Origin of the sequence: Nonomuraea sp. NPDC052265, from assembly GCF_044547985.1 — a bacterium.
GTDB lineage: Bacteria > Actinomycetota > Actinomycetes > Streptosporangiales > Streptosporangiaceae > Nonomuraea.
Genome location: NZ_JBIUBJ010000003.1, coordinates 1 through 19,675, shown reverse-complemented (window position 1 = coordinate 19,675; position 19,675 = coordinate 1). Strand labels below are relative to the sequence as shown.

The window sequence follows — 19,675 nt, the reverse complement described above, 5'->3', positions numbered from 1 at the left end:
CGCCCACCTGAGAGGCCGCCCACCTGAGAGGCCGCCGGCCCTGGGGAAGGCCCGGGGCTACCTGAGGAAGCCCTCGTAGTTGCGCTGCTGGAGCTGGGCCTCGATCTGCTTGACCGTGTCCAGCCCGACGCCGACCATGATGAGCACGCTCGTCCCGCCGAACGGGAAGTTCTGCTGGGTGCCGGGGTCGCGCAGGATCGCGAACGCCACCAGCGGCAGCAACGCCAGCACGCCGAGGTAGACGGCCCCGGGCGCGGTCAGCCGTGACAGGACGTACGCCAGGTAGCGGGCCGTCGGCGCGCCCGGCCGGATCCCCGGTACGAACCCCCCGAACCGCCGCATGTTGTCGGCCACCTCGACGGGATTGAAGGTGATCGAGACGTAGAAGTAGGCGAAGGAGACGATCAGCAGCACGTACACGGTCATGTAGAGCGGATGGGTCCCGGTGCTCAGGTTGCGCGAGACCCACGCGCCCGCCTCCGCGCCGAGCAGCGGCGCGGCCAGCGTCGGCAAGGAGAGCAGCGACGAGGTGAAGATCACCGGTACGATCCCCGCCTGGTTGACCTTGAGCGGGATGTACGTGCTGCTCCCCCCGTACATGCGCCGCCCCACCATGCGCTTGGCGTACTGGACGGGCACCCGCCGCTGCGCCTGCTCGACGAACACCACCGCCGCCACCAGGCACAGCCCGGCCGCCAGCATCACCCCGAACCCGAACGGCGTGAGCACGAAGATCTTCGCCATGTACCCCGGGAACACCGCCACGACCTGGGTGAACATCAGGATCGACATGCCGTTCCCGATCCCCCGGTCGGTGATCAGCTCGCCCATCCACATGACGACGCAGGTGCCCGCGACCATCGTCACCACGATCACCGACACCGCCAGCAGCCCCTGGTCACGCAGCAGCGGACGGGCGCAGCCGGGCAGCAGGTTCCCCGAGCGGGCCAGGGCGACGATGGTGGTGGCGTTCAGCACGGCGAGGCCGACGGTCAGGTAGCGGGTGTACTGGGTGATCCGCGCCTGCCCGTTGGAGCCCTCCTTCCTGAGCGCGTCGAGGCGCGGCACCACGACGGCGAACAGCTGCAGGATGATGCTGGCCGTGATGTAGGGCATGACGCCCAGCGCGAACACCGAGAGCTGGAGCATCGCGCCGCCGCTGAGCATCTGCATCATGTCGAAGATGCCGCCGCTGGCCGAGCCCACGCACTGCCGTACGGCCACGACGTCCACGCCGGGGGCGGGCATGATCTGGCCGAGGCGGAACAGCACGATCAGTCCCAGGGTGAACAGCAGTTTCCTGCGCAGTTCCGGCACCCGGAACGCTCTGGCGAAGACGGTCAGCATGAGCAGGAAGTCTGTCCGCGGGCGCGCCGGGCGTCGTCCGTCCAGGCGAGGCACCCGTGTACGCAGATCCGCGTAGGTTGATCGCATGACGACCGTGTGGGTGATCAGCGGGCCGCCGGGGGCGGGCAAGTCCACGGTTGCGGCCGAGCTGCTGGCCCGCCTGTCGCCGGTGCCCGCGCTGCTCGACAAGGACACCGTCTACGGCGACCTCGTCGCGGAGGTTCTGCGGGCCCACGGCCGCGACCAGGGCGAGCGCGAGGGCCCCTGGTACGACCGGCATGTGAAGCACCACGAGTACACCGGCCTGACCGGGATCGCCGCGCAGATCCGCGGCCACGGCTGCCCGGTGCTGCTCGACGGCCCGTTCACCACGCAGGTGCACGACGCGGCGCGGTGGGCGCGGTGGGTCGAGGAGCTGGGCGGGCCGCCCGTACGCCTGCTGTGGGTGCGTTCGGACGGGCCGACGCTGCGCGCCCGGCTGGCGGCACGCGGCCTGGGCAGGGACGCGGGCAAGCTGGCCGCCTTCGCCGACTACCTGCAGAGCATCCGCGTGGACGAGCCCCCCGTCGTGCCGCACCTGGAGATCGACAACCGGCCGGGCGCGCCGCCGGTCGGCGACCAGCTCACGGCGGCGGGTATACCGCCGCCAACACGGCGGGCAGCCGGGGGACGAGCCGGGTGAACCGCCCCTCCTCGTAGGAGGCACCGGGCTCGTTGCTGAGCTGCTGGGAGACGAGCCCGGCGATCAGGCTCGCGGCCAGGGCGAGCCCGTCCTCGCCCGCGGCGTCGGGACGCAGCTCCCCGCGCTCGACGGCGGCCCTGATCAGGACGGCGAAGTGCTCGTGGACGGCCAGCGCGGGCGCGTACGACTCCGGCGAGGGCGCGAACCCCGGCACCGGCCGCCAGAACAGCAGCTGGGCCAGCACCTGGTTGTCCATGATCCACCGCGCCCCGGCCTCCAGGGACGGCCCCATGGCCGCCAGCCCCGGCTCGTACGGCTCGGCCCCCCGCCGCACGGCCTCCAGGTAGCCCTCCTGCCCGCGCCTGAACAGGGCGTCGTAGACCGCGTGCCGGGACGGGAAGTACTTGTACAGCGAGGGCGGCCGGATGCCGAGCCGCCTGGCCACGGTCGCCAGGCTCAGCCCCGCGACGCCCTCCTCCGCCATCACGTCGAGCGCGATGCCCAGGATCTCGGCCTGCGTCTCGGCTCGCCGTCGTGCTCGCCGGTCGGGAATGTCAGCCACATGGATTAGCTTAGGCTATAGGTAGTAGCCATAGCTATGGGGGTGTGTCACGTGTCGCGCGACATCGAGCTGATCGGCCTGCGGCAGAACAATCTCAAGGACGTCACGCTGCGGCTGCCCAAGGAGCGGCTGACGGTGTTCACCGGCGTGTCGGGGTCGGGCAAGTCCTCGATCGTGTTCGGCACCATCGCCACGGAGTCGCAGCGGCAGCTCAACGAGACCTTCAGCGCGTTCGTCAGGAACCGGCTGCCCAAGCACGAGCGCCCGCGCGCCGAGCGCATGTCCGGCCTGACCGCCGCCGTGATCGTGGACCAGAGGCCCGTCGGCGGCGGCGCGCGCTCGACCATGGGCACGATGACCGAGGTGCACGCGCTGCTGCGGGTGCTGTTCTCGCGGCGCGGTGAGCCGTCGGCGGGGCCCGCGACGGCGTACTCGTTCAACGATCCGCAGGGCATGTGCCCGGTCTGCGACGGCCTGGGGAAGAAGGTGGAGGCCGACCTCGGCAGGCTGCTCGACGAGGAGCTGTCGCTGAACGAGGGCGCGATCCGCATGGCCCCGCCCGGGTCGTGGGTGTGGCAGCTCTACGCCAGGTCCGGGCTGTTCGACCCCGACAAGCCGGTGCGCGCCTTCACGCCGGACGAGCGCGACCTGCTGCTGTACGGCGGCGGCTTCAAGGTCAGCCGGGGCCGGTACACCAACACCTACGAGGGCCTGGTCACCCGGTTCGAGCGCGTCCACCTCAAGCGCGACCTCGACCTGCTCGACAAGGCCGCGGCGCCGTACGTGCGCCAGGGCACGTGCCCGGAGTGCGGCGGCCGGCGGCTCAACGCGGCGGCGCTGGCCTCGCTCATCGGCGGCCGGTCCATCGCCGACCACTGCGCGATGGAGGTGACCGACCTCATCGGCGTGCTGGAGGGCCTGGACGACCCGGTGGCGCAGGCGGCGGTGGAGTCGTTGCGCAGGATCGATGCCATCGGGCTCGGCTACCTCAGCCTCGACCGGGAGACGCCGACGTTGTCGGGCGGCGAGGCGCAGCGGCTCAAGACCGTGCGCAACCTGGGCAGCAGCCTCACCGGCATGACGTACATCTTCGACGAGCCGAGCGTGGGGCTGCACCCGCGTGACGTCCACCTGCTCGGCGACCTGCTGGTGGAGCTGCGCGACAAGGGCAACACGGTGCTGGTCGTCGAGCACGACCGCGACCTCATCGAGCTGGCCGACCATGTGGTGGACATGGGGCCGGGCGCGGGCACGCGGGGCGGCCGGGTCGTGTTCGAGGGCACGGTGGCCGGGCTGACGTCCGGCGGCACGCTGACCGGCCGCATGATGCGGCGCGTCACGGGGCTCAAGGACGCCGTGCGCGCGCCGTCCGGCTGGATGACCGTCGAGGGCGCGAACGCCCACAACCTCAAGGACGTCACCGTACGGGTGCCGCTCGGCGTGCTCACCGCGGTCACCGGCGTGGCCGGGTCGGGCAAGAGCACGCTGATGCGCCGGGAGCTGGTCGCCCGCCATCCGCACGTGGTGCTCATCGACCAGTCGGCCATCGGCGGGTCGCCGCGCTCGACCCCGGCGACGTACCTCGACGCCATGGACCCGCTGCGGAAGCTGTTCGCCGAGGTCAACGGGGTGCGTCCGGGCCTGTTCAGCTTCAACTCGGCCGGGGCGTGCCCGGTGTGCAAGGGACGCGGCGAGATCACGACGGACCTGGCGTTCATGGACCCGGTGACCCGGGAGTGCGACGCGTGCGGGGGCAGCCGGTACAGCGAGGAGGCGCTGTCGTACACGGTGGAGGGCCGCACGATCGCGGACGTGCTGGCGATGACGGCCGAGGAGGCGGCGGGCCTGTTCGACCTGCCCGGCATCGGCGGGCTCGGCGCGCTGGGGCTCGGCTATCTGACGCTCGGGCAGCCGCTCAGCACGCTGTCCGGCGGGGAGCGGCAGCGGCTCAAGCTGGCGCACCGGATGCGCGAGCGCGGGCAGGTGTACGTCTTCGACGAGCCGACGTCCGGGCTGCACATGGCCGACGTGGACACGCTGCTGGCCCTGCTCGACCGGCTGGTGGACGAAGGCGACACGGTCATCGTCGTCGAGCACGACCTCGACGTGGTCAAGCACGCCGACTGGGTCATCGACCTCGGCCCCGAGGCGGGCCGGCACGGCGGTGAAGTGATCTTCGAAGGCACGCCGGCCGAACTCACCGAAGCATCCACCTATACCGCGAAATATCTGGTCAAGTCACTCGATAGTCGTCATCTCGGGCGTCCAGCACGGCCATGTGGCCCGGCAGGTGACCGATCGCGTACTCCACGCCGCTCGCCATGACCGCCGCCTGCGGCGTCACCCCGCAGGCCCAGAACAGCGGCACCTCGCCGGGCCGCACCTCCACCGGGTCCCCGAAGTCGGGCCGGTCCAGGTCGAGCACGCCGATCGCGGCCGGGTCGCCGACGTGCACCGGCGCGCCGTGCACCCGCGGGTACCTGCCGGTCACCTCGACGGCGGTCTGCACCAGCTCCTCCGGGACCGGCCGCATCGAGACGACGAGCGGGCCCGACAGCGTGGCGGTGGACTCGCACGGCACGTTCGTGCGGTACATCGGCACGTTCCGGCCCTGCTCCAGGTGCCGTACCGGGACCCCGGCGGCCAGCAGCGCCCCCTCGAAGGTGAAGCTGCAGCCGATGAGGAACGGCACGAGGTCCGCCCGCCACCGGCCGGTCACCTCGTCCAGGTCGGCCACCGGCTCGCCGCCGCGGTAGAGGCGGTAGCCGGGCAGGTCGGTCCGCAGGTCGCCGCGGAACAGGGTGGTCGACCAGGCGCCGGGCTCGCCCACGTCCAGCACGGGGCAGGCCTTGGGGTTGCGGTGGGCGAACAGCAGCAGCTCGTACCGCAGCCGGGCGGGCACGGCGATCAGGTTGGCCTGCGTCCAGCCGCGGCACCAGCCCGCCGTGGGCACCCGTTCACCTGCGCGGAAGCGGGCCCGCGCCTGCGCGGGGCTCAAGGTGGCGACGTCCACCCCTCGACACTATGGCGGCCGGTGCACGCGGTCCACAACGCGGCTATCGCGGCGTTTTCCGGGTAGCGGGCGGGTTGTGCGATTAGACGTCAACCTCCTCGATTACCTCCTCATCGCGGTCTACTTCGCCACCGTGCTCGCGATCGGGTTCGCCGCCCGCCGCCGGATCAGCTCCAGCCTCGACTTCTTCCTCGCGGGCCGGGGGCTGCCCGCCTGGATCACCGGGCTGGCGTTCGTGTCGGCCAACCTGGGCGCGATCGAGATCCTCGGCATGGCGGCCAACGGCGCCCAGTACGGCGCGATGACCGTGCACTACTACTGGATCGGCGCCGTCCCCGCGATGGTGTTCCTCGGCATCATGATGATGCCCTTCTACTACCGCTCGAAGGTGCGCAGCGTCCCGGAGTTCCTGCGCAGGCGCTTCAACGGCGCCACCCAGCTGCTGAACGCCATCATGTTCGCGGTCGCGCAGATCCTCATCGCCGGGGTGAACCTGTACGCGCTCGCCCTGGTCATGGAGGCCCTGCTGGGCTGGCCACTGCCGGTGTCGGTGGTCGTCTCGGCGCTGATCGTGCTCTCCTACATCACGCTCGGCGGCCTGTCCTCGGCGATCTACAACGAGGTGCTGCAGTTCTTCGTGATCCTCGCCGGGCTGATCCCGCTGACCGTGCTCGGCCTGGTCAAGGTCGGCGGCGTGTCCGGACTGTTCGACAAGGTACGGCAGAGCGCCCTCGGCGAAGGCGGCCTGCACACCTGGGCCGGGACCGCGGGCTCCAACCCGATGCAGGCCCACTGGATCGGGATCGTCTTCGGGCTGGGCTTCGTGCTCTCCTTCGGCTACTGGACGACGAACTTCGCCGAGGTGCAGCGAGCCCTGTCGGCCAGGAACACCAACGCGGCCCGGATGACGCCGATCATCGCGGCCTTCCCCAAGCTGTTCATCCCGCTGGTGACGGTGCTGCCGGGGATGATCGCGCTGGTGCTCTTCGGCGACCTGGGCAGGGGCCAGGACTACAACGACGCGATCCCGCTGCTCATGCGCGACCTGCTGCCGAACGGCGTGCTCGGCGTCGCGGTGACCGGGCTGCTGGCCTCGTTCATGGCGGGGATGGCGGCCAACATCAGCGGGTTCAACACGGTGTTCACCAACGACATCTGGCAGGCGCACGTACGTCCCGACCGGCCGGACGGCCACTACCTGAAGGTGGGACGCGTGGCGACCGTCGCCGGTGTGGCGCTCGGCGTGGGCACGGCGTTCATCGCGGCCGGCTACTCCAACATCATGAACTACCTGCAGGCGTTGTTCAGCTTCTTCAACGCGCCGCTGTTCGCGACGTTCGTCGTCGGGCTGTTCTGGCGGCGGATGACGCCGTGGGCCGGGTTCTGGGGGCTGCTGGCGGGGACGGCGAGCGCCTTCGCGTCGTACTTCGCGTACAAGGCCGGGGTGGTGAACTTCGGCACCGAGCTGAACGCCAGCTTCTGGGGCGCGGGCGTGGCCTTCGTCGTGGACGTGCTGGTGTCGATGATCGTCACGCTGGTCACCACGCCCAAGCCGGAGGAGGAGCTGCGCGGCCTGGTGTACGGCCTGAACGCCGTGGACCTGGAGGACGACGCCCTCGCCGGTGACAGGCGCTGGTACCGCTCGCCGGTGCTGCTCGGCACCGGCGCCGTGATCCTGGCCGCCCTGTTGTACGGAGTGATCCTGTGAGCGACATCCGGATGGTGATCGGCGGGTTGTTCCTGCTGTACGGCGTGATCCTGGTGGTGGCCGGGCTGCTGGGGGACGCGGTCAATCTGTGGACGGGGCTTGCCATGGCCGTCTTCGGTGCCGTCTTCGTACTGTGGGCCCGCATCCGCCCCATCTGACCGCCCCCGGGCCCGCTCCGGGGCTGCCTCTGAGGCCGCCTCTGGGCCCGCCTCTGGGCCGGTTCGGGCCCGAGGGCCCGGTCTGTTCCGCCCCCGGACCCAGTACCGGGCCCCGGCTTCAGTACTCGACCTCGAAGGTGTGGGGACCGAGGCCGTACCCGTCGCCGCGCGGGACGATGTACCCCTGGCCCGCGAGGGCGGCCAGGCTTTCGCGCACCTCGTCCCCCTCCAGGCCGGTCGCCCGGATCACCGCCTCCAGGCCGGCCACGCCGCCGTCGGACCCGATCGCCTGCGAGGCCACCGCCTCGTAGACGTGGATGTCGACGTCCGACAGCTCCTGCACGTCATGCCCCTCGGACATCACCGTTGCCTCGCCCCCTCCCTCAGCCTGGCCGGATCGACCTCGCGGTCGGGGAACCTGCGAAGGTATTCCGCCTCTAGCTCATTGGTACGGGAAGTGTGACGTGCCAGAGCATCGTCTGATCCATGGAAGAATGTGTCACTACGAGTGGCATGGAGTTGCCGCAGCTCGCGTACCACATCCTCGTCGCTGAGCTGGGCCGGATCTATTCCCATCGTCGTCATGGGTTCCCCCTACCCCAGACACCCCCGACAATATCTGTCACAATTCCTGACATATAGCCATTGTTTGGGAGCGATTCGTCGCCTTACCTTCCCGTTATGGACCTCGAGCTCAGGCACCTCAGGATCGTCCGCGCGGTAGCGGACGCGGGAAGTGTGAGCAAGGCCGCGTCCCTGCTCGGGCTGGCACAGCCGGCCCTCACCGCCCAGCTCAAACGTATCGAGAGGGTGCTCGGCGGCGCCCTGTTCGAACGTGACCGTCATGGGGCCCGGCCCACGCGGCTCGGCGAGCTGGTGCTCGCCCGGGCGCGCGTGCTGCTCCCCGCGGCCAAGGAATTGCAGGACGAAGCCGTACGATTCGCCCACACCCCCTCCCCCGGCTTCCGCATCGGCGCCACCAACGGCCCGATACTCGGCGGCCTGGTCGACCGGCTGGCCGCGGAGCGCACGGTCACCACGTTCACGTCCTGGTCAACGCACGAGCTGATCAACATGGTCGAGCTCGGCCGCCTCGACTACGTGCTGACCGGCGCCTGCGGCGACTCCGGAACCCCCACGGGAACGCTCCTGTGGGAGACGATCAGCCTCGACCCGGTCTTCTGCCTCGTCGGCGAGGACCATCCGCTCGCCAAGGAGAAGGAGGTGGAGCTGGCCGACCTGGCCGGCGAACAATGGGCCGTCACGCCGGGCGACGGCTGTTTCGCCGACTGCTTCGCCATGGCGTGCGCGCGGGCCGGCTTCACCCCCGGAACGATCTACGAGACGGACGTGCCGACCTGCACCCACCTCGCCCAGGTGGGCCGTGCCGTGGTGCTCTGCCAGGCGACCCACCAGGCCCTGCCGGGCCTGGCCATGGTCCCGCTCTCCGGCGCGCCACTGCGCTGGCGGCAGCTCCTCGGCCGCCACCCCACCGCCCCCGACGCCACCTGGGTGCTCGCCCAGGCCAAACAGGCGCACACCGAGGCCGTACGTCGCAGTCCGGTCTACTCCGATTGGCTCGTACGCAACCCGGCGTACGGCACGGCTCCTTAACACCCTGACAGGAGGGAAGCAGTACTCCTCGTCCCCCGGGCCCGCCGTTACCGTGACGACACCCCCAGTGGCAAGGAGACAATTCAGCTCGGCCCACCGGCGCTGATCGCGAACGCGGTCGGCGCATCAGCCATGTGCACCGAACCCCGCCAAGGGCCTCCCCCGCCCACGACGTACGTCATCGACCAGCCCCCGGCACACGCGTCCGGCCCGGCAACGAGACCACCTCCGTGGGCGACGCGGACCACCTCCCGATCCGGGCCCCACCTCACCCTGACCCGGCGCCCGCCTCCACGCAAGGCACTACGCCACCTCGTACTCCCACCCCTCCTGCCACCTGAACGGCGCGTCCACCAGTTCCTCCAGCGGAGTCCCGTCCAGCAGGTTCTGCAAGGCCCACCGATTGGCCGAATGGGACACCACCAACACCGTAGCCCCCCGCCACTCCTCCCGCAGCTCCCCGAGGAACCCGGCCATCTCCGCCACGACCTGCCGATAACTCTGCCCACCCGGCCACGGCGTGTCGATGTGCCGTCTGCGCAGGGCCGCGACCTCGCTCACCGGCCGCCCGTTGTAGCTGCCGTAGTCGCACTCCCTGAGCCGCGCGTCGAGCCGGACCTCCTTCCCACCCCCGAACGCCACCTCCACCGTCTCGACCGCCCTGCGCAGATCGGAGCAGTAGACGACGTCCACTCCCCGCCGCCGCACCCCGAGCTCGGCGGCCAGCTCCCGCCCCCGCTCGGACAACTCCCCGGGAAGCCACCCGGTGGCGACACCGGTCTCGTTGTCCACAGTGATGGAGTGAGTCTCGTACACCACTTTGACCGCCACGACGGCACCGTACCTCCCCTCCCAACCCCTCCCATTCCGCCCACAGCAAACACAACCCCCAACCGAGACCCGAATATGATCGACACGACTCCACCAACCTTGCCCGGCATGGAATGATGTCCGCGGGACCCCGTCCCCATCCGGCCGTGCGGCACCCCGGATCCGATGCTCTAGCCTTGACATGCGCGAGCCTCACCAAGATCCACCCGCCGCACACCGCATGTCACAACTGAATCCAGGGGCGGTAGCTCAGCCGGTCAGAGCATCGGACTCATAATCCGTGGGTCGTGGGTTCAAGTCCCACCCGCCCTACTCACCAACACCGCATCCGACCTGGGGTTTCTCGGTTCTCGCCACCCTCGGATCTTGCTGTCGATCATGGTTGGTTGCTCCATGGTTGCTCTTGTGTACGGACCGTGTACGGCGGTAGATCATTCAGACCGCCATCGTCAGTTCAGACCCCAAAGACCACCATCAGAACGCCAAGTTGGAAGCTCCGGCCAGCACCGCTGGTCAGCGCGGTCTCATGCCCAGTCAAGTCTTGTCCAAGTCAGCTCGTCTTGCCTGTCAGGCCTCTGGTGACCAACAGATAAAAGATCCGCTGGTTCTCACAGAGATGCGCTCGGCTCGTTCGCACCCATGATTGGGCACTGATGAGCTGCCAGTCTGTGTGACAGCCTTCAGGACAAGCAGGCAGGCCCGCCGACGAATCGGCGGGCCTGCCTGGGTTGGGGGCTCAGGTAGTGGTCGTGCCGGTGTGGTGCGGCAGGGTGATCAGCCGGGCGGTCTGGGCACCTGCGGCTGCGGTGTTGATGAGGGCGGCCGTGGATTCGGCTGCGGCGCGGGCCACCTCGGGGTAGACGCTGGTGTAGGTGTCGCGGGTGAAGGTGGACGATACGTGCCCGAGCGTCTCTTGCACGACCTTCAGGTCGACTCCGGCGGCGAGCATGATCGACGCTGCCCCGTGCCGTAGATCATGCAGCCGCACCGGCGGCAACCCCGCCTGGAAGGCCAGCAGGTAGAACTGGTCGCTGACCTGCTGCGGATGCAACGCCAGGCCGATCTCGTCGGTGAAAACGAACCCGCTGTCCGTCCACGCCTCCCCCGCGGCCAGCCGCTCAGCGGCTTGGCGTTTGCGGTGCGCTCGCAGCGCGGTGACGGTGTCGTGTCCAAGGCGATGGTGCGGTCGCTGGCCTCGGTCTTCGGCCTGCCCTGCACCGGCTCCCACCCCAGCTGAGTGATCTGCCAGTGCACCCCTGCCGTCCCGGCGGCCAGGTCGACGTCCTTCCACCGCAGCCCGACCGCCTCACCCCGGCGCAGCCCGCGCAGGGCGATCAGCCGGTACAGCGCGAACAGCCGATGGGTCGCCGCCTGGGCGAGGAAGGCGAACGTGTGCGAGGGCGTCCACACCATCACCGGAGACGGCCGCGGCACGGACGCATACACGTTGATCATGGCGGCGCGGCTCAGCCGCGCCCCGCACCGCCGCCGCTGCTCAACATCGAGCCGATCCTGCAGGTCGCGGTTCCAGGCGGCCACCCGCTCCTCGGTCCACACCAGCGCCTTGGGAGATGCGGCGTCAGGGAGTTCGACAACCGCAGCGGGGTTGAAGTCGATCAGCCGGTCCTGCTTGATCGCGATGTTCAGCGCGTGCCGGAGGGTCGCCCGGATGCGGTGCATGGTGGCCGGACCGACCGGCCGCCGGTACCGCACCGTCGCCCGCTGCTCCGGATCGGCGCTGGCGCGGGCGGCGGTGATGACGTCGTTGAACTCCTCGATCGCATCGAACATCCCCGCCACATCCGACACCCGCAACCGGTCCAACCGGATGTCGCCGAGGTAGGGGGCGAAGTACAGGCGGATGTGCGCCTCATACGACCGGCGCGTGGTCACATCGATCTTCCGCTTGCGCGCAGGAACTCCTGCATCCATTCAGCGACCGTGACGGTGGGGTTGAGGTCCTGGCGGGTGCGGACCTTGCGCCGCACCTCCACCGGCGGCAGCGCCTTGCTGTCCTTGAGCATGGAGAGCATGAGCTCAGTGATCTTTCTCTGGATGTGCGGGTCCTCATCCAGAGCCAGCAGTGCACGGGCGTGCTCCAGTTCAGCCTCGGCCTCCTCCAGTGTGGCGAACCCGCGCCGTCGCAGGGGATTGCGCCGAGATCCGTCGGCGTGCGCGGGTAGCTCCAACTGGAAGGCCCATCGGCCGTGGGTGCTGCTCCAGCGTTCCCCTCCCCCGGGGCGGCGCAGCTTCGGGCACGCCTTGCCCAGCCTCTTGCTGGCCCTGCACGCGCTTGTGTACACCAGGTGTTCGCCGACAGAGAGACCCAGCGCCCTTGAGACTGGTACCAAAACTCGTTCGCCGAACCGCTCCCGAAGATCACGAACTGGTACCAAAACTCATACGAATCGCGGTCCCAAAATTCGTTCGTGAAACCATCCTGGGCGTGACCGCCCATCGAACAGGCACTTGGACGGCCCAGCAAGCCCGCAAACTCATGAACCTCGGGCAGAGGGTCAGCTCGTTCCGTTTCCTCATTCGCGACCGGGATGCCAAATTCACCGAGGCCTTCGATGAGATCTTCGTCGGCGACGGTGTCACGGTGATGAAGACGCCGCCGCGGATGCCCCGCGCCAATTGCTACGCCGAATGCTGGGTGCGCACCGTACGAGCCGAATGCACCGACCTCATGCTCATCTACGATGAACGACACCTGCGATCAGGCCTGGAAGAGTACGCCGAGCACTCCAACGCACACCGTCCGCACCAGTCCCGTCGGCAACGCCCACCTGATCAAGGCGAGGGAGTTGTCGTGCCGATGGAGGGTCGGATTCAGCGTCGAAAGGTGCTCAGCGGAGCGATCAACGAGTATCACCGAGCGGCCTAGCCGGTCCAACGAAACGCGTGCTCAGGCCATGTGCATGAGTTTAGAAGCGGTACACCATCGATCTCTACACGGGCCGTCGCCTCGACCTCGACCTAGCCGCCTGACCCGCTCGGTCGGTCCTGCCGGTCTACGTGACCGGCAGGACCAACTGCGGTCGCGATGCCGACCGGCAGGACCGAGCTACTGCTGGCCGGCAGTAGAGCCACCCGACGGGACGGACAAGCTTTGTCCGGATGTGGCCACATGTGAAGGGGTGATTTCCGATACATGATCGGTTCTCATAGAGACGAGGGGCACAGGCCCCCTAAATCACCGGTTCGATAGGGAGATCACGTGGCCATTCCTGCTCGCGCCCATCTGATCAATAAGCACTCGGGGCTGGCCATCGACATCGAAGGGGCGAATCCCAACGAGTTCGCCCGCGTCGTGCAGTGGAACCTCACTGGAAACGCCAACCAGCGATTCGAACTCAGGCCTATCGCCGCCACGAAGGGCGGCGGCTTCTGGCTCAGCGCGGAACACTCGGGGGGCAAGGTAGTGTCGGCCCACCCGTCCTTCCCCGACCGAGTGACGCAGTACAACCTCTACGAACCCGACAGCGCCATGCGTTTCAATTTTCAGGAGTACGGGGGAAGCGAATTCGGGGCGGGCCTGTACTGGATTGTCAGCCAGTACCCCCCCAACAAGGTGCTAGCCGTAAAGGACGCCTCCACCACCCCAGGCACCCAACTGGTGCAGGCGGATTGGCGCAAGGGCGACGCCAGCCAATTGTGGCAGCTCCAGGCCGTCTCCTAGCGGATGCATGCGGCGGCTCTCATGCAGCCCCGGCAGTGTCCCCACACCGCCGCCTGCACGGCCGCGCTGGCCGCGGTCCGCGAGCGTGACCGGCAGGCGCGCCCCTACATGATCATGTCCTCCAAACCCTCGACGCACTCAGGCGTACGGACGCGGTGGCCGACGCGTCCCTGCGCCAGCGATGATCACCAATGGTGTGGTCCCGCGCCCTGGACTGTTCCGATCGCGACGAAGTCGCCGAAAAGATCCGCAGGACCGTCCTGGAGACGGCGGGAAGCGCCGGCCGTGCCGGAACTGTCATGGACATCAGGGATGTAGCACCGGACCGGCAGACCCGCTGCCTCGGCCGACGGCCGCGTTCCGGGACGGGCTGACCGCGGCACCCGACTGGGTGGCGGGTTGAGCGAGGGAGGTTTCCGTTCGCCTTGAACCCGAGCCCGACGGCCTGCGGATCATCGTCGTGGCTCCCGAACTTATGGCGGGGGACGAGAGCATGGTGGAGCTGTGGCACCCGTCAGGTTGACATGTCAGACGCGGTATGACCGCTCGCCGCCGCTAGCGCTCAGGAGGGAGCGCCGGGCTCAACCGTAGGCCCGGCGGCGACTCCCGCGGGACGGCGCTGAAGGTGGCGAACAAATCGTTCATCACCGACAGCGGGACGACATCAGACAGTTCATGAGCATCAGCGGCTGATCTTGGATGGCGTGGGGAACGCGCCCCTCCCGGCAGCGGAACTCGTGTGACACGGCGGCCGGGAGGAGCGCGTTCCCCACATTCCAGGCACATCGTGCGCTTCACAGAGAAAGGCGAAGAGTCAATGGCGTTTCCCATTACGGCGACAACCACGGGTCTGGCCTACACAGCCAACTCCGGTAACCGCACAGTGTCAGTGATCGACACTGTGAAGGGCGCCACTACGGCGAACATCCAAGTCAGTAGCAGTGGTTGGGCCAGCCCATCGGACATCGCGGTCAGCCCGGACGGCAGCCGCGCCTACGCAGCCAACCCCGACAACCGCTCCGTGTCGGTGATCGACACCACGACCAACACGGTCACCGCCACGGTCGCGCTCGCGGCGCCCGGCACAGTGCTCACCGTCTCCCCCGACGGCAAGAAGGTGTATGTGACCGGCCAGAGCACGGGGTCGGTCATAGTGATCGACACCGCGACCAACACCGTCAGCACCAAGATTCTGGTCTCCGGTCACCAAGGCATAGCCGTCACTCCCAACGGTAGCCGCCTCTACATCGGCCAATACACAGAGCGCGCCGTCCCGGTGATCGACACGGCGACCAACCAGGTCATCGCCACGGTGTCCACATCCGGTGGCTGCCAAGGCCTGGCAGCGCACCCCGACGGCACCCGGGTGTACGTGGCCGACAACGGAGGCCAACGTGTGTCCGTCATCAACACCGCCACCAACACGATCACCGCCTCCATCGCGATGGCATCGCCCCCCATCAGTGTGGCGGTCAGCCCCGACGGAACCGGCGTCTACGTCGGGCTTGACAGCGGCCCTGTGTCCTTGATCGACACCGCCGGCAACAAGGTCGTGGCCACCATCCCGATCTGGGACGCCGGCGCACTGGCGGTCTCCCCAGACGGCACGTTCATCTACGTCCCCGACTACTCAACCCACACGGTGTCGGTCATCGACGTGGCCAGCAGGGCGGTGACTGGCTCGTTCGCCGTCGGCACCAAGCCATGCAGCGTCGCGTTCGGCCCGGGGACTCCCCTCAGCACCGCCACGCCCACACTAGTCAAGGGCGCGCCCCTTAAGGTGCGCTACTCCACTGTGCCAGGCAATGTCACCAGCAAGAACTGGGTCGGCATCTACCCCGATGACGGCGGCGCGACCATTGGAAAGAAGAACTCCTTCACCTGGGCGTCCGCGCCCAACGCCGCCGGTAGCGTCACTTTGGACACCGGCAGTGTGCCCGGGCCGGGCCGTTACGCGGCCTGGTACTTGTACAACGACGGTTACACCACCATGGCCGCCAGCCCCCTCACCTTCACCGTGACCTGACCCCACCTGGGCCCACGACCGCGTGGGGGCTCCGGTGAGCGGTCACCGGGTCTCTACGCGTGTAGGCCGGGAGCTTGTAACCCGTTGTGTGTAAAGCTGATCTTGCTGCTGGTCTTGACTGCTTTACCTGATGCGGCCTGGGTATGCCTCGGCCAGCTCGTTGAGGGCGCGCCTGAAGGGTCATGCCGCCACGCCAGTAGACCGAGGCGTAGAAGAGGGAGGCGGGGGTCGGATCGCCGGGGACCGTTCGCCAGAACCGGGGGTGGTCGGCCGGGGTCGTAGATGGCGTTGGCCAGTTCGGCGGCGGTGCCGGTGCCCTCCTTCTCCGACCACAGCCACTCGGCGTAGGTCGCGAAGCCCTCGTTGAGCCAGATGTCGCGCCACTGGCCGACCGACACGCTGTCGCCGAACCACTGGTGGGCGTTCTCATGGACGACGACGCCGACGTCGGGCCCGGACTCGAAGAAGATCGAGTCGGAGACGGGATGCGACTGGGTCTCCAGCGCGAAGCCGACGTTCTCGTTGACGACCGAGCCGCCCATTGAGGAGAACGGGTAGCGGCCGACTAGGCTCGACTCCCAGTTGATGATCTCGGCCGTACGTTCGACGCTGGCCTGCCGAGGTGCGCCGGGAGGCGAGAACGCCGTTGCTGATCGCCTGCTTGCCCTCGGGAACGGTGACCGAGATGTCGAAGGTGGCCTTGTCCGCCGGGTGGTCGTTGCTCGGGTACCACCACCAGGCGATCTTCGGCTCGCCCAGCGCGAGCGCGCCGTCGGCCCGCCTGAGCCACGGCGTGCTGATCCCGGGCGTCGTGACGGAGCCGGGGGTGCCGGTGTAGGTCACCTCTACGACGAACGGCATGAGCCGGGGTAGGGCACGGACCGGGGTGATCTCCAGTTCGTGCGCAAATCACTGACCTGGACACACGTCGACGAGACCGGCTCGGCGAAATCCTCCACGGATATTCACATCCGGTTTGACCTGCGCGGATCGAATTATCGGCAGGCGCACAGCGCAAAGCTCCACGCCGACCTGGCGCTTGTCGGTCAGCTCACCTCTCGTGGTTGTCGTCATCATCGGCCCGTCTGACGTTCGTCAGCATCCTGATCGCGCCGACGATCGTGAGGACAAGGCCGACTACCAGGATGGGGAAGGCGCCCGGCGCCCGGGCCGGGTATGCGACCCACATCATGCCCACGGCGATTGTGTTCAGTGAACAGCCGATTGCGAAGATCGTGCGCCAGACGGCGATCACGCGCTCGTCCCCGTCATTGGGATGCCACCGTCACCGACTCGTTGCCCGTGATCGAGCTGTACGTGATGATCACACCTCTCTCCTTGCTGTCGGCGAGGTTGATCGCTGTCAGGGCGATGCCGACGGCAGCACCGAGGACCCCACATGCGACAAGCAGCACCGGGACCGCCATGCAGAATCCCGCAACAGTGCCTGTGAGCCCCAATGCCACGTTGAGTAGATTAACCTGCTGGTGGGACAAGTAGATGTCGCACGAGTAAGTGAGCGCATCGGTGAGATTCTTGGCCTTCTTACAGGTGTTGCCCTTGGCTCCGTGGTCGTCTTCAGAATAACACCCTCTCTCCCCGTACTTTTTGGCGCACGCTTCATACAGCTTGGGAACGTCTCTGCACTTGCCCATGTCGTTGCGGGCGTCGACCACGCACGGGCGCACGCTGTCCTGAACCCCCTTGCAGAACCAGTCATCTCGCTTATTGGCGTTTCGGCAGGTCAGGTAGTACTCGGCGTACTCCTTGCAGCCATCGTGCCCACGCTTGCCCGCGGTGCGGCAGTCTTCGTAGGACTCCGCCTCGTATTCACACGTGTCCTTGTTGTTTCGAGTCCGGCATTCCCGGTGTATCAATTCCTGGTTTGCGCACATCTCCCGGGCCCAGCCCCGATTGGAGCGGTTGGCCGTACGGCAGGACTCGTAGAGATCACCGCCATCGGCGCATTTGTCCTTGCCATAGCCACCCGCCACACAACTGGCGTAAACGACGGCGCCGTCCCGACACACACCTCGTCCGTTGCGGTCCTTACGGCAATCCGTGTAATTCTCCACATTGACCTTGCCAGAGTCGGGGTCGGTGTAGCCGGACTGGTAGCCGAGTGCGTGCGTGGCGCCGGTACGCGTGATCACTTCTCCGAACGGATCGTAGGCGACCGAGTCGGCCAACGCCGTGCCGTTGGCGGTGAACGTGCCAATCAGGTCACCGCGCAGGTCGGAGAAAGCCAGGATGGGCCCGGTTCCGTCACTGATGCCCAAGGTACGGCCGAAGGCGTCCCGTCCGAAGGCTGCGGTGATGACGTTGTTCGCGTCGGTGACGCAGGTCAGATTGTTGGTGAGGCCGTCGTAGGTGAAACGGCTGGACTTGCCATTCGCGGTGCGTATCTCGACCCGGTCCAGGGCGTCATAGTCGTAGGTGACGGTGTCGTCGCGGACAAGGCGGTCGAAGGCGTCGAACTTGGTGAGGCGGACGATCCCAGCTGAGTCCTCAGCCAGAGTGCCGCGCGGGGTGTAGCTGTAGGTATGACCGTCTCCTGAGGTGAGGCGGTTGCGTTCGTCATAGGTGTAAGTCTTGTCACCGGCCTTGACCCGGTTGCCGGAGGCGTCCCAGGCGTAGTCGGTCTTCGTGCCATCCGGAGTGGTCCAGGAGGTGAGCCTGTCGGACCAGTCATAGGTGTATGTGTTGACCCCGGACCCAGCTGTGCCCGCGGTGGTCTTCGACGTGAGGTTGTCGTCCAAGTCGTAGCCGTACTCGATGGAGGCGATCGCCCCTCCGGAGGACGTGGTGAGCTGATCCTTCGTCAGGCGATTCATTGCATCGTAGGTGTAGGAGCGGCGGGCTCCGGAGGCATTGAACGACATGGAGGTCAGGCGGGAGGCCTTGTCGTAGCCATAGTTGAGGTGCCCAGCAGATTCCGGACAGTCGGCTACATAAGCTGACAGAAGTCTGGAAGAGGTAGGTACGTGACGAGGCGTCGTAGGCAGTTCTCGCCGGAGTTCAAGGACGAGGCCGTCCGCATGGTGCTGGAGGGTGATCGGACGGTTGCGTCGGTGGCGCGCGAGTTCGGGATCAACGCCAGCACCCTGGGCAGCTGGGTGAACCGGCATCGGATCGTGAACGCTCAGGACGAGCAGCCGGGGCCGGTTGCCGGGCCGGACCGGGCCCGGATCCGGGAACTGGAGCGGGAGAACGCCGAGCTGCGCGAGAAGCTGATCTTCCTGAGAAAAGCGGCCTTAGATTCAGACGATCAACGCGGCGGGAAACAACGCCTGGCGATGCTCGGCCAAGAACGCGAACACGCTCCCCGCCGGAATCAGCTCCCGGCAGGTCTGCCACACATCCGGCCCGATCAGTTCCCCGCTCCACTCGCCCTGCATATCGACGAGTCTGACCCCTCGCCCACCGCACGACCAGAGCCCAACATCTTCAGCGGCGTTCTAGTGTGATGCGCCGGAAAATTCGGCTGTAAATGCGTAAGCTGTTTTCATGTCGCATCGAGGTCCACGTGCTGTCGAGGTGGTGCTCTCGGAGAAGGAGCGCATCGAGTTATCGCATCGAGCGGCAGGCGGGGCAGGCGCCCGAGCGGCCGAGCGTGCGCAGATCGTCTTGGCCTGCGCGGGTGGTGCGTCAAGTACCCGGGTGGCTGCCGAGCTGGGTGTGAACGTCGCGACGGTGCGCAAGTGGCGTTCTCGGTTCGCAGCTGACCGGCTGGCGGGCCTGGGGGACGAGCCGCGGCCGGGTCGGCGCAAGGCGGAGCTGGTCCTGTCCGAGGCCGAGCGTGCGCAGTTGACGCGCTGGGCCAGACGGGCGAAGACTGCGCAGTTCCTCGCGCTGCGCGCCAGGATCGTGCTGCGTTGCGCCGAGGGTGGCACGAACCATCAGGTAGCCGCCGAGCTCGGTATCGCGCCGGCGACGGTCAACCGCTGGCGGGCGAGGTTCATCGCCAAGCGCCTGGACGGCTTGCAGGACGAGCCGCGACCGGGCCGGCCGCCCTCGATCCTGCTCGACCAGGTCGAGGACGTCGTCATCGC

At 67.9% G+C, this 19,675-nt stretch carries 23 protein-coding genes and 1 tRNA gene; 12 read left to right on the top strand and 12 right to left on the bottom strand.

Annotated features, from left to right (window positions below; all coding sequences use genetic code 11):
• Window positions 1-57: 57 nt before the first annotated feature.
• Window positions 58-1,347: a preprotein translocase subunit SecY gene (secY, locus tag ACIHAD_RS09515; protein WP_397353907.1), complete on the bottom strand. Its 1,290-nt coding sequence runs from the start codon at window positions 1,345-1,347 to the stop codon at window positions 58-60.
• 85 nt (window positions 1,348-1,432) lie between these two features.
• Between secY and ACIHAD_RS09510 the strand changes: the two genes are divergently transcribed.
• Window positions 1,433-2,029: an AAA family ATPase gene (locus tag ACIHAD_RS09510; RefSeq protein ID WP_397353906.1), complete on the top strand. Its 597-nt coding sequence runs from the start codon at window positions 1,433-1,435 to the stop codon at window positions 2,027-2,029.
• On the opposite strand, the gene ACIHAD_RS09505 is transcribed toward ACIHAD_RS09510, so the two are convergent.
• Window positions 1,971-2,591, bottom strand: coding sequence for a TetR/AcrR family transcriptional regulator (locus tag ACIHAD_RS09505; RefSeq protein ID WP_397353905.1), 621 nt, complete (start codon window positions 2,589-2,591; stop codon window positions 1,971-1,973). The genes ACIHAD_RS09510 and ACIHAD_RS09505 overlap by 59 nt on opposite strands.
• Before the next feature lie 51 nt (window positions 2,592-2,642).
• Between ACIHAD_RS09505 and ACIHAD_RS09500 the strand changes: the two genes are divergently transcribed.
• Window positions 2,643-4,916 carry an excinuclease ABC subunit UvrA gene (locus ACIHAD_RS09500; RefSeq protein WP_397353904.1) on the top strand — a complete coding sequence of 758 codons (2,274 nt, stop codon included), beginning with the start codon at window positions 2,643-2,645 and terminating at the stop codon, window positions 4,914-4,916.
• Here ACIHAD_RS09500 and ACIHAD_RS09495 read toward each other — a convergent pair.
• On the bottom strand, window positions 4,825-5,604 hold the full coding sequence (locus ACIHAD_RS09495; protein WP_397353903.1) for a putative hydro-lyase: 780 nt from the start codon (window positions 5,602-5,604) through the stop codon (window positions 4,825-4,827). The two genes, ACIHAD_RS09500 and ACIHAD_RS09495, sit on opposite strands and share 92 nt — an antisense overlap.
• Window positions 5,605-5,680: 76 nt before the next feature.
• Here ACIHAD_RS09495 and ACIHAD_RS09490 point away from each other — a divergent pair, with 76 nt between their 5' ends.
• Window positions 5,681-7,312 carry a sodium:solute symporter family protein gene (locus ACIHAD_RS09490; protein WP_397353902.1) on the top strand — a complete coding sequence of 544 codons (1,632 nt, stop codon included), beginning with the start codon at window positions 5,681-5,683 and terminating at the stop codon, window positions 7,310-7,312.
• Window positions 7,309-7,470 carry a hypothetical protein gene (locus ACIHAD_RS09485; protein ID WP_397353901.1) on the top strand — a complete coding sequence of 54 codons (162 nt, stop codon included), beginning with the start codon at window positions 7,309-7,311 and terminating at the stop codon, window positions 7,468-7,470. The genes ACIHAD_RS09490 and ACIHAD_RS09485 overlap by 4 nt, the downstream gene beginning before the upstream one ends.
• Window positions 7,471-7,588: 118 nt before the next feature.
• Here the strand turns inward: ACIHAD_RS09485 and ACIHAD_RS09480 are convergent, their stop codons facing one another.
• A complete protein-coding gene (locus tag ACIHAD_RS09480; RefSeq protein WP_397353900.1) occupies window positions 7,589-7,831 on the bottom strand; it encodes a hypothetical protein in 243 nt (80 codons plus the stop codon).
• Window positions 7,831-8,046, bottom strand: a complete 216-nt coding sequence (locus ACIHAD_RS09475) for a DUF6158 family protein (protein ID WP_260477503.1) — start codon at window positions 8,044-8,046, stop codon at window positions 7,831-7,833. Before ACIHAD_RS09475 ends, ACIHAD_RS09480 begins: the two co-directional genes overlap by 1 nt.
• 105 nt (window positions 8,047-8,151) lie before the next feature.
• On the opposite strand from ACIHAD_RS09475, the gene ACIHAD_RS09470 reads away from it, so the two are divergent.
• A complete protein-coding gene (locus ACIHAD_RS09470) occupies window positions 8,152-9,084 on the top strand; it encodes a LysR family transcriptional regulator (protein ID WP_397353899.1) in 933 nt (310 codons plus the stop codon).
• A gap of 303 nt (window positions 9,085-9,387) precedes the next feature.
• On the opposite strand, the gene ACIHAD_RS09465 is transcribed toward ACIHAD_RS09470, so the two are convergent.
• Complete coding sequence (locus ACIHAD_RS09465) at window positions 9,388-9,915, bottom strand: histidine phosphatase family protein (protein WP_397353898.1); 528 nt, start codon at window positions 9,913-9,915, stop codon at window positions 9,388-9,390.
• A 238-nt stretch (window positions 9,916-10,153) separates the two neighbouring features.
• Between ACIHAD_RS09465 and ACIHAD_RS09460 the strand changes: the two genes are divergently transcribed.
• Window positions 10,154-10,227: transfer RNA gene (locus ACIHAD_RS09460), tRNA-Ile, on the top strand.
• A 424-nt stretch (window positions 10,228-10,651) separates the two neighbouring features.
• Here the strand turns inward: ACIHAD_RS09460 and ACIHAD_RS09455 are convergent.
• Both ACIHAD_RS09455 and ACIHAD_RS09450 read right to left on the bottom strand, forming a co-directional pair.
• Window positions 10,652-11,143 (bottom strand): tyrosine-type recombinase/integrase, encoded by a 492-nt coding sequence (locus ACIHAD_RS09455; RefSeq protein ID WP_397353897.1) that lies wholly within the window; start codon window positions 11,141-11,143, stop codon window positions 10,652-10,654.
• A gap of 661 nt (window positions 11,144-11,804) precedes the next feature.
• Window positions 11,805-12,104 (bottom strand): hypothetical protein, encoded by a 300-nt coding sequence (locus ACIHAD_RS09450; protein WP_397353896.1) that lies wholly within the window; start codon window positions 12,102-12,104, stop codon window positions 11,805-11,807.
• Between the two features lie 257 nt (window positions 12,105-12,361).
• On the opposite strand from ACIHAD_RS09450, the gene ACIHAD_RS09445 reads away from it, so the two are divergent.
• The 3 genes from ACIHAD_RS09445 to ACIHAD_RS09435 all read left to right on the top strand — a co-directional run bounded on the left by ACIHAD_RS09445 (window position 12,362) and on the right by ACIHAD_RS09435 (window position 15,623).
• Entirely contained in the window at window positions 12,362-12,802 is a 441-nt protein-coding gene (locus tag ACIHAD_RS09445) for an integrase core domain-containing protein (protein ID WP_397353895.1), read from the top strand.
• 333 nt (window positions 12,803-13,135) lie between these two features.
• On the top strand, window positions 13,136-13,597 hold the full coding sequence (locus tag ACIHAD_RS09440) for an RICIN domain-containing protein (RefSeq protein WP_397353894.1): 462 nt from the start codon (window positions 13,136-13,138) through the stop codon (window positions 13,595-13,597).
• Window positions 13,598-14,384: 787 nt separating this feature from the next.
• Entirely contained in the window at window positions 14,385-15,623 is a 1,239-nt protein-coding gene (locus tag ACIHAD_RS09435; RefSeq protein WP_397353893.1) for a hypothetical protein, read from the top strand.
• 53 nt (window positions 15,624-15,676) lie between these two features.
• Here ACIHAD_RS09435 and ACIHAD_RS09430 read toward each other — a convergent pair whose 3' ends face one another.
• Entirely contained in the window at window positions 15,677-16,165 is a 489-nt protein-coding gene (locus tag ACIHAD_RS09430; RefSeq protein WP_397353892.1) for a M1 family aminopeptidase, read from the bottom strand.
• Entirely contained in the window at window positions 16,050-16,367 is a 318-nt protein-coding gene (locus ACIHAD_RS09425) for a hypothetical protein (RefSeq protein WP_397354642.1), read from the bottom strand. The genes ACIHAD_RS09430 and ACIHAD_RS09425 overlap by 116 nt, the downstream gene beginning before the upstream one ends.
• Here ACIHAD_RS09425 and ACIHAD_RS09420 point away from each other — a divergent pair.
• A complete protein-coding gene (locus ACIHAD_RS09420) occupies window positions 16,300-16,461 on the top strand; it encodes a hypothetical protein (RefSeq protein WP_397354666.1) in 162 nt (53 codons plus the stop codon). The genes ACIHAD_RS09425 and ACIHAD_RS09420 overlap by 68 nt on opposite strands.
• A 213-nt stretch (window positions 16,462-16,674) precedes the next feature.
• On the opposite strand, the gene ACIHAD_RS09415 is transcribed toward ACIHAD_RS09420, so the two are convergent.
• Window positions 16,675-16,878, bottom strand: coding sequence for a hypothetical protein (locus ACIHAD_RS09415; protein WP_397353891.1), 204 nt, complete (start codon window positions 16,876-16,878; stop codon window positions 16,675-16,677).
• 13 nt (window positions 16,879-16,891) lie between these two features.
• Entirely contained in the window at window positions 16,892-18,586 is a 1,695-nt protein-coding gene (locus ACIHAD_RS09410) for an RHS repeat domain-containing protein (protein WP_397354641.1), read from the bottom strand.
• A 21-nt stretch (window positions 18,587-18,607) separates the two neighbouring features.
• On the opposite strand from ACIHAD_RS09410, the gene ACIHAD_RS09405 reads away from it, so the two are divergent.
• Both ACIHAD_RS09405 and ACIHAD_RS09400 read left to right on the top strand, forming a co-directional pair.
• Window positions 18,608-19,090, top strand: a complete 483-nt coding sequence (locus ACIHAD_RS09405; RefSeq protein ID WP_397353890.1) for a transposase — start codon at window positions 18,608-18,610, stop codon at window positions 19,088-19,090.
• A 40-nt stretch (window positions 19,091-19,130) separates the two neighbouring features.
• On the top strand, window positions 19,131-19,675 hold a 545-nt coding region (locus tag ACIHAD_RS09400; protein WP_397353889.1), incomplete at its 3' end, for a helix-turn-helix domain-containing protein.

What these genes read in the sequence shown, in the direction of transcription:
- secY (WP_397353907.1), bottom strand. Translation starts at nt 1,347, where the DNA reads ATGCTGACCGTCTTCGCCAGAGCGTTCCGGGTGCCGGAACTGCGCAGG.
- ACIHAD_RS09510 (WP_397353906.1), top strand. Translation starts at nt 1,433, where the DNA reads ATGACGACCGTGTGGGTGATCAGCGGGCCGCCGGGGGCGGGCAAGTCC.
- ACIHAD_RS09480 (WP_397353900.1), bottom strand. Translation starts at nt 7,831, where the DNA reads ATGTCCGAGGGGCATGACGTGCAGGAGCTGTCGGACGTCGACATCCAC.
- ACIHAD_RS09475 (WP_260477503.1), bottom strand. Translation starts at nt 8,046, where the DNA reads ATGGGAATAGATCCGGCCCAGCTCAGCGACGAGGATGTGGTACGCGAG.
- ACIHAD_RS09470 (WP_397353899.1), top strand. Translation starts at nt 8,152, where the DNA reads ATGGACCTCGAGCTCAGGCACCTCAGGATCGTCCGCGCGGTAGCGGAC.
- ACIHAD_RS09430 (WP_397353892.1), bottom strand. Translation starts at nt 16,165, where the DNA reads ATGGGCGGCTCGGTCGTCAACGAGAACGTCGGCTTCGCGCTGGAGACC.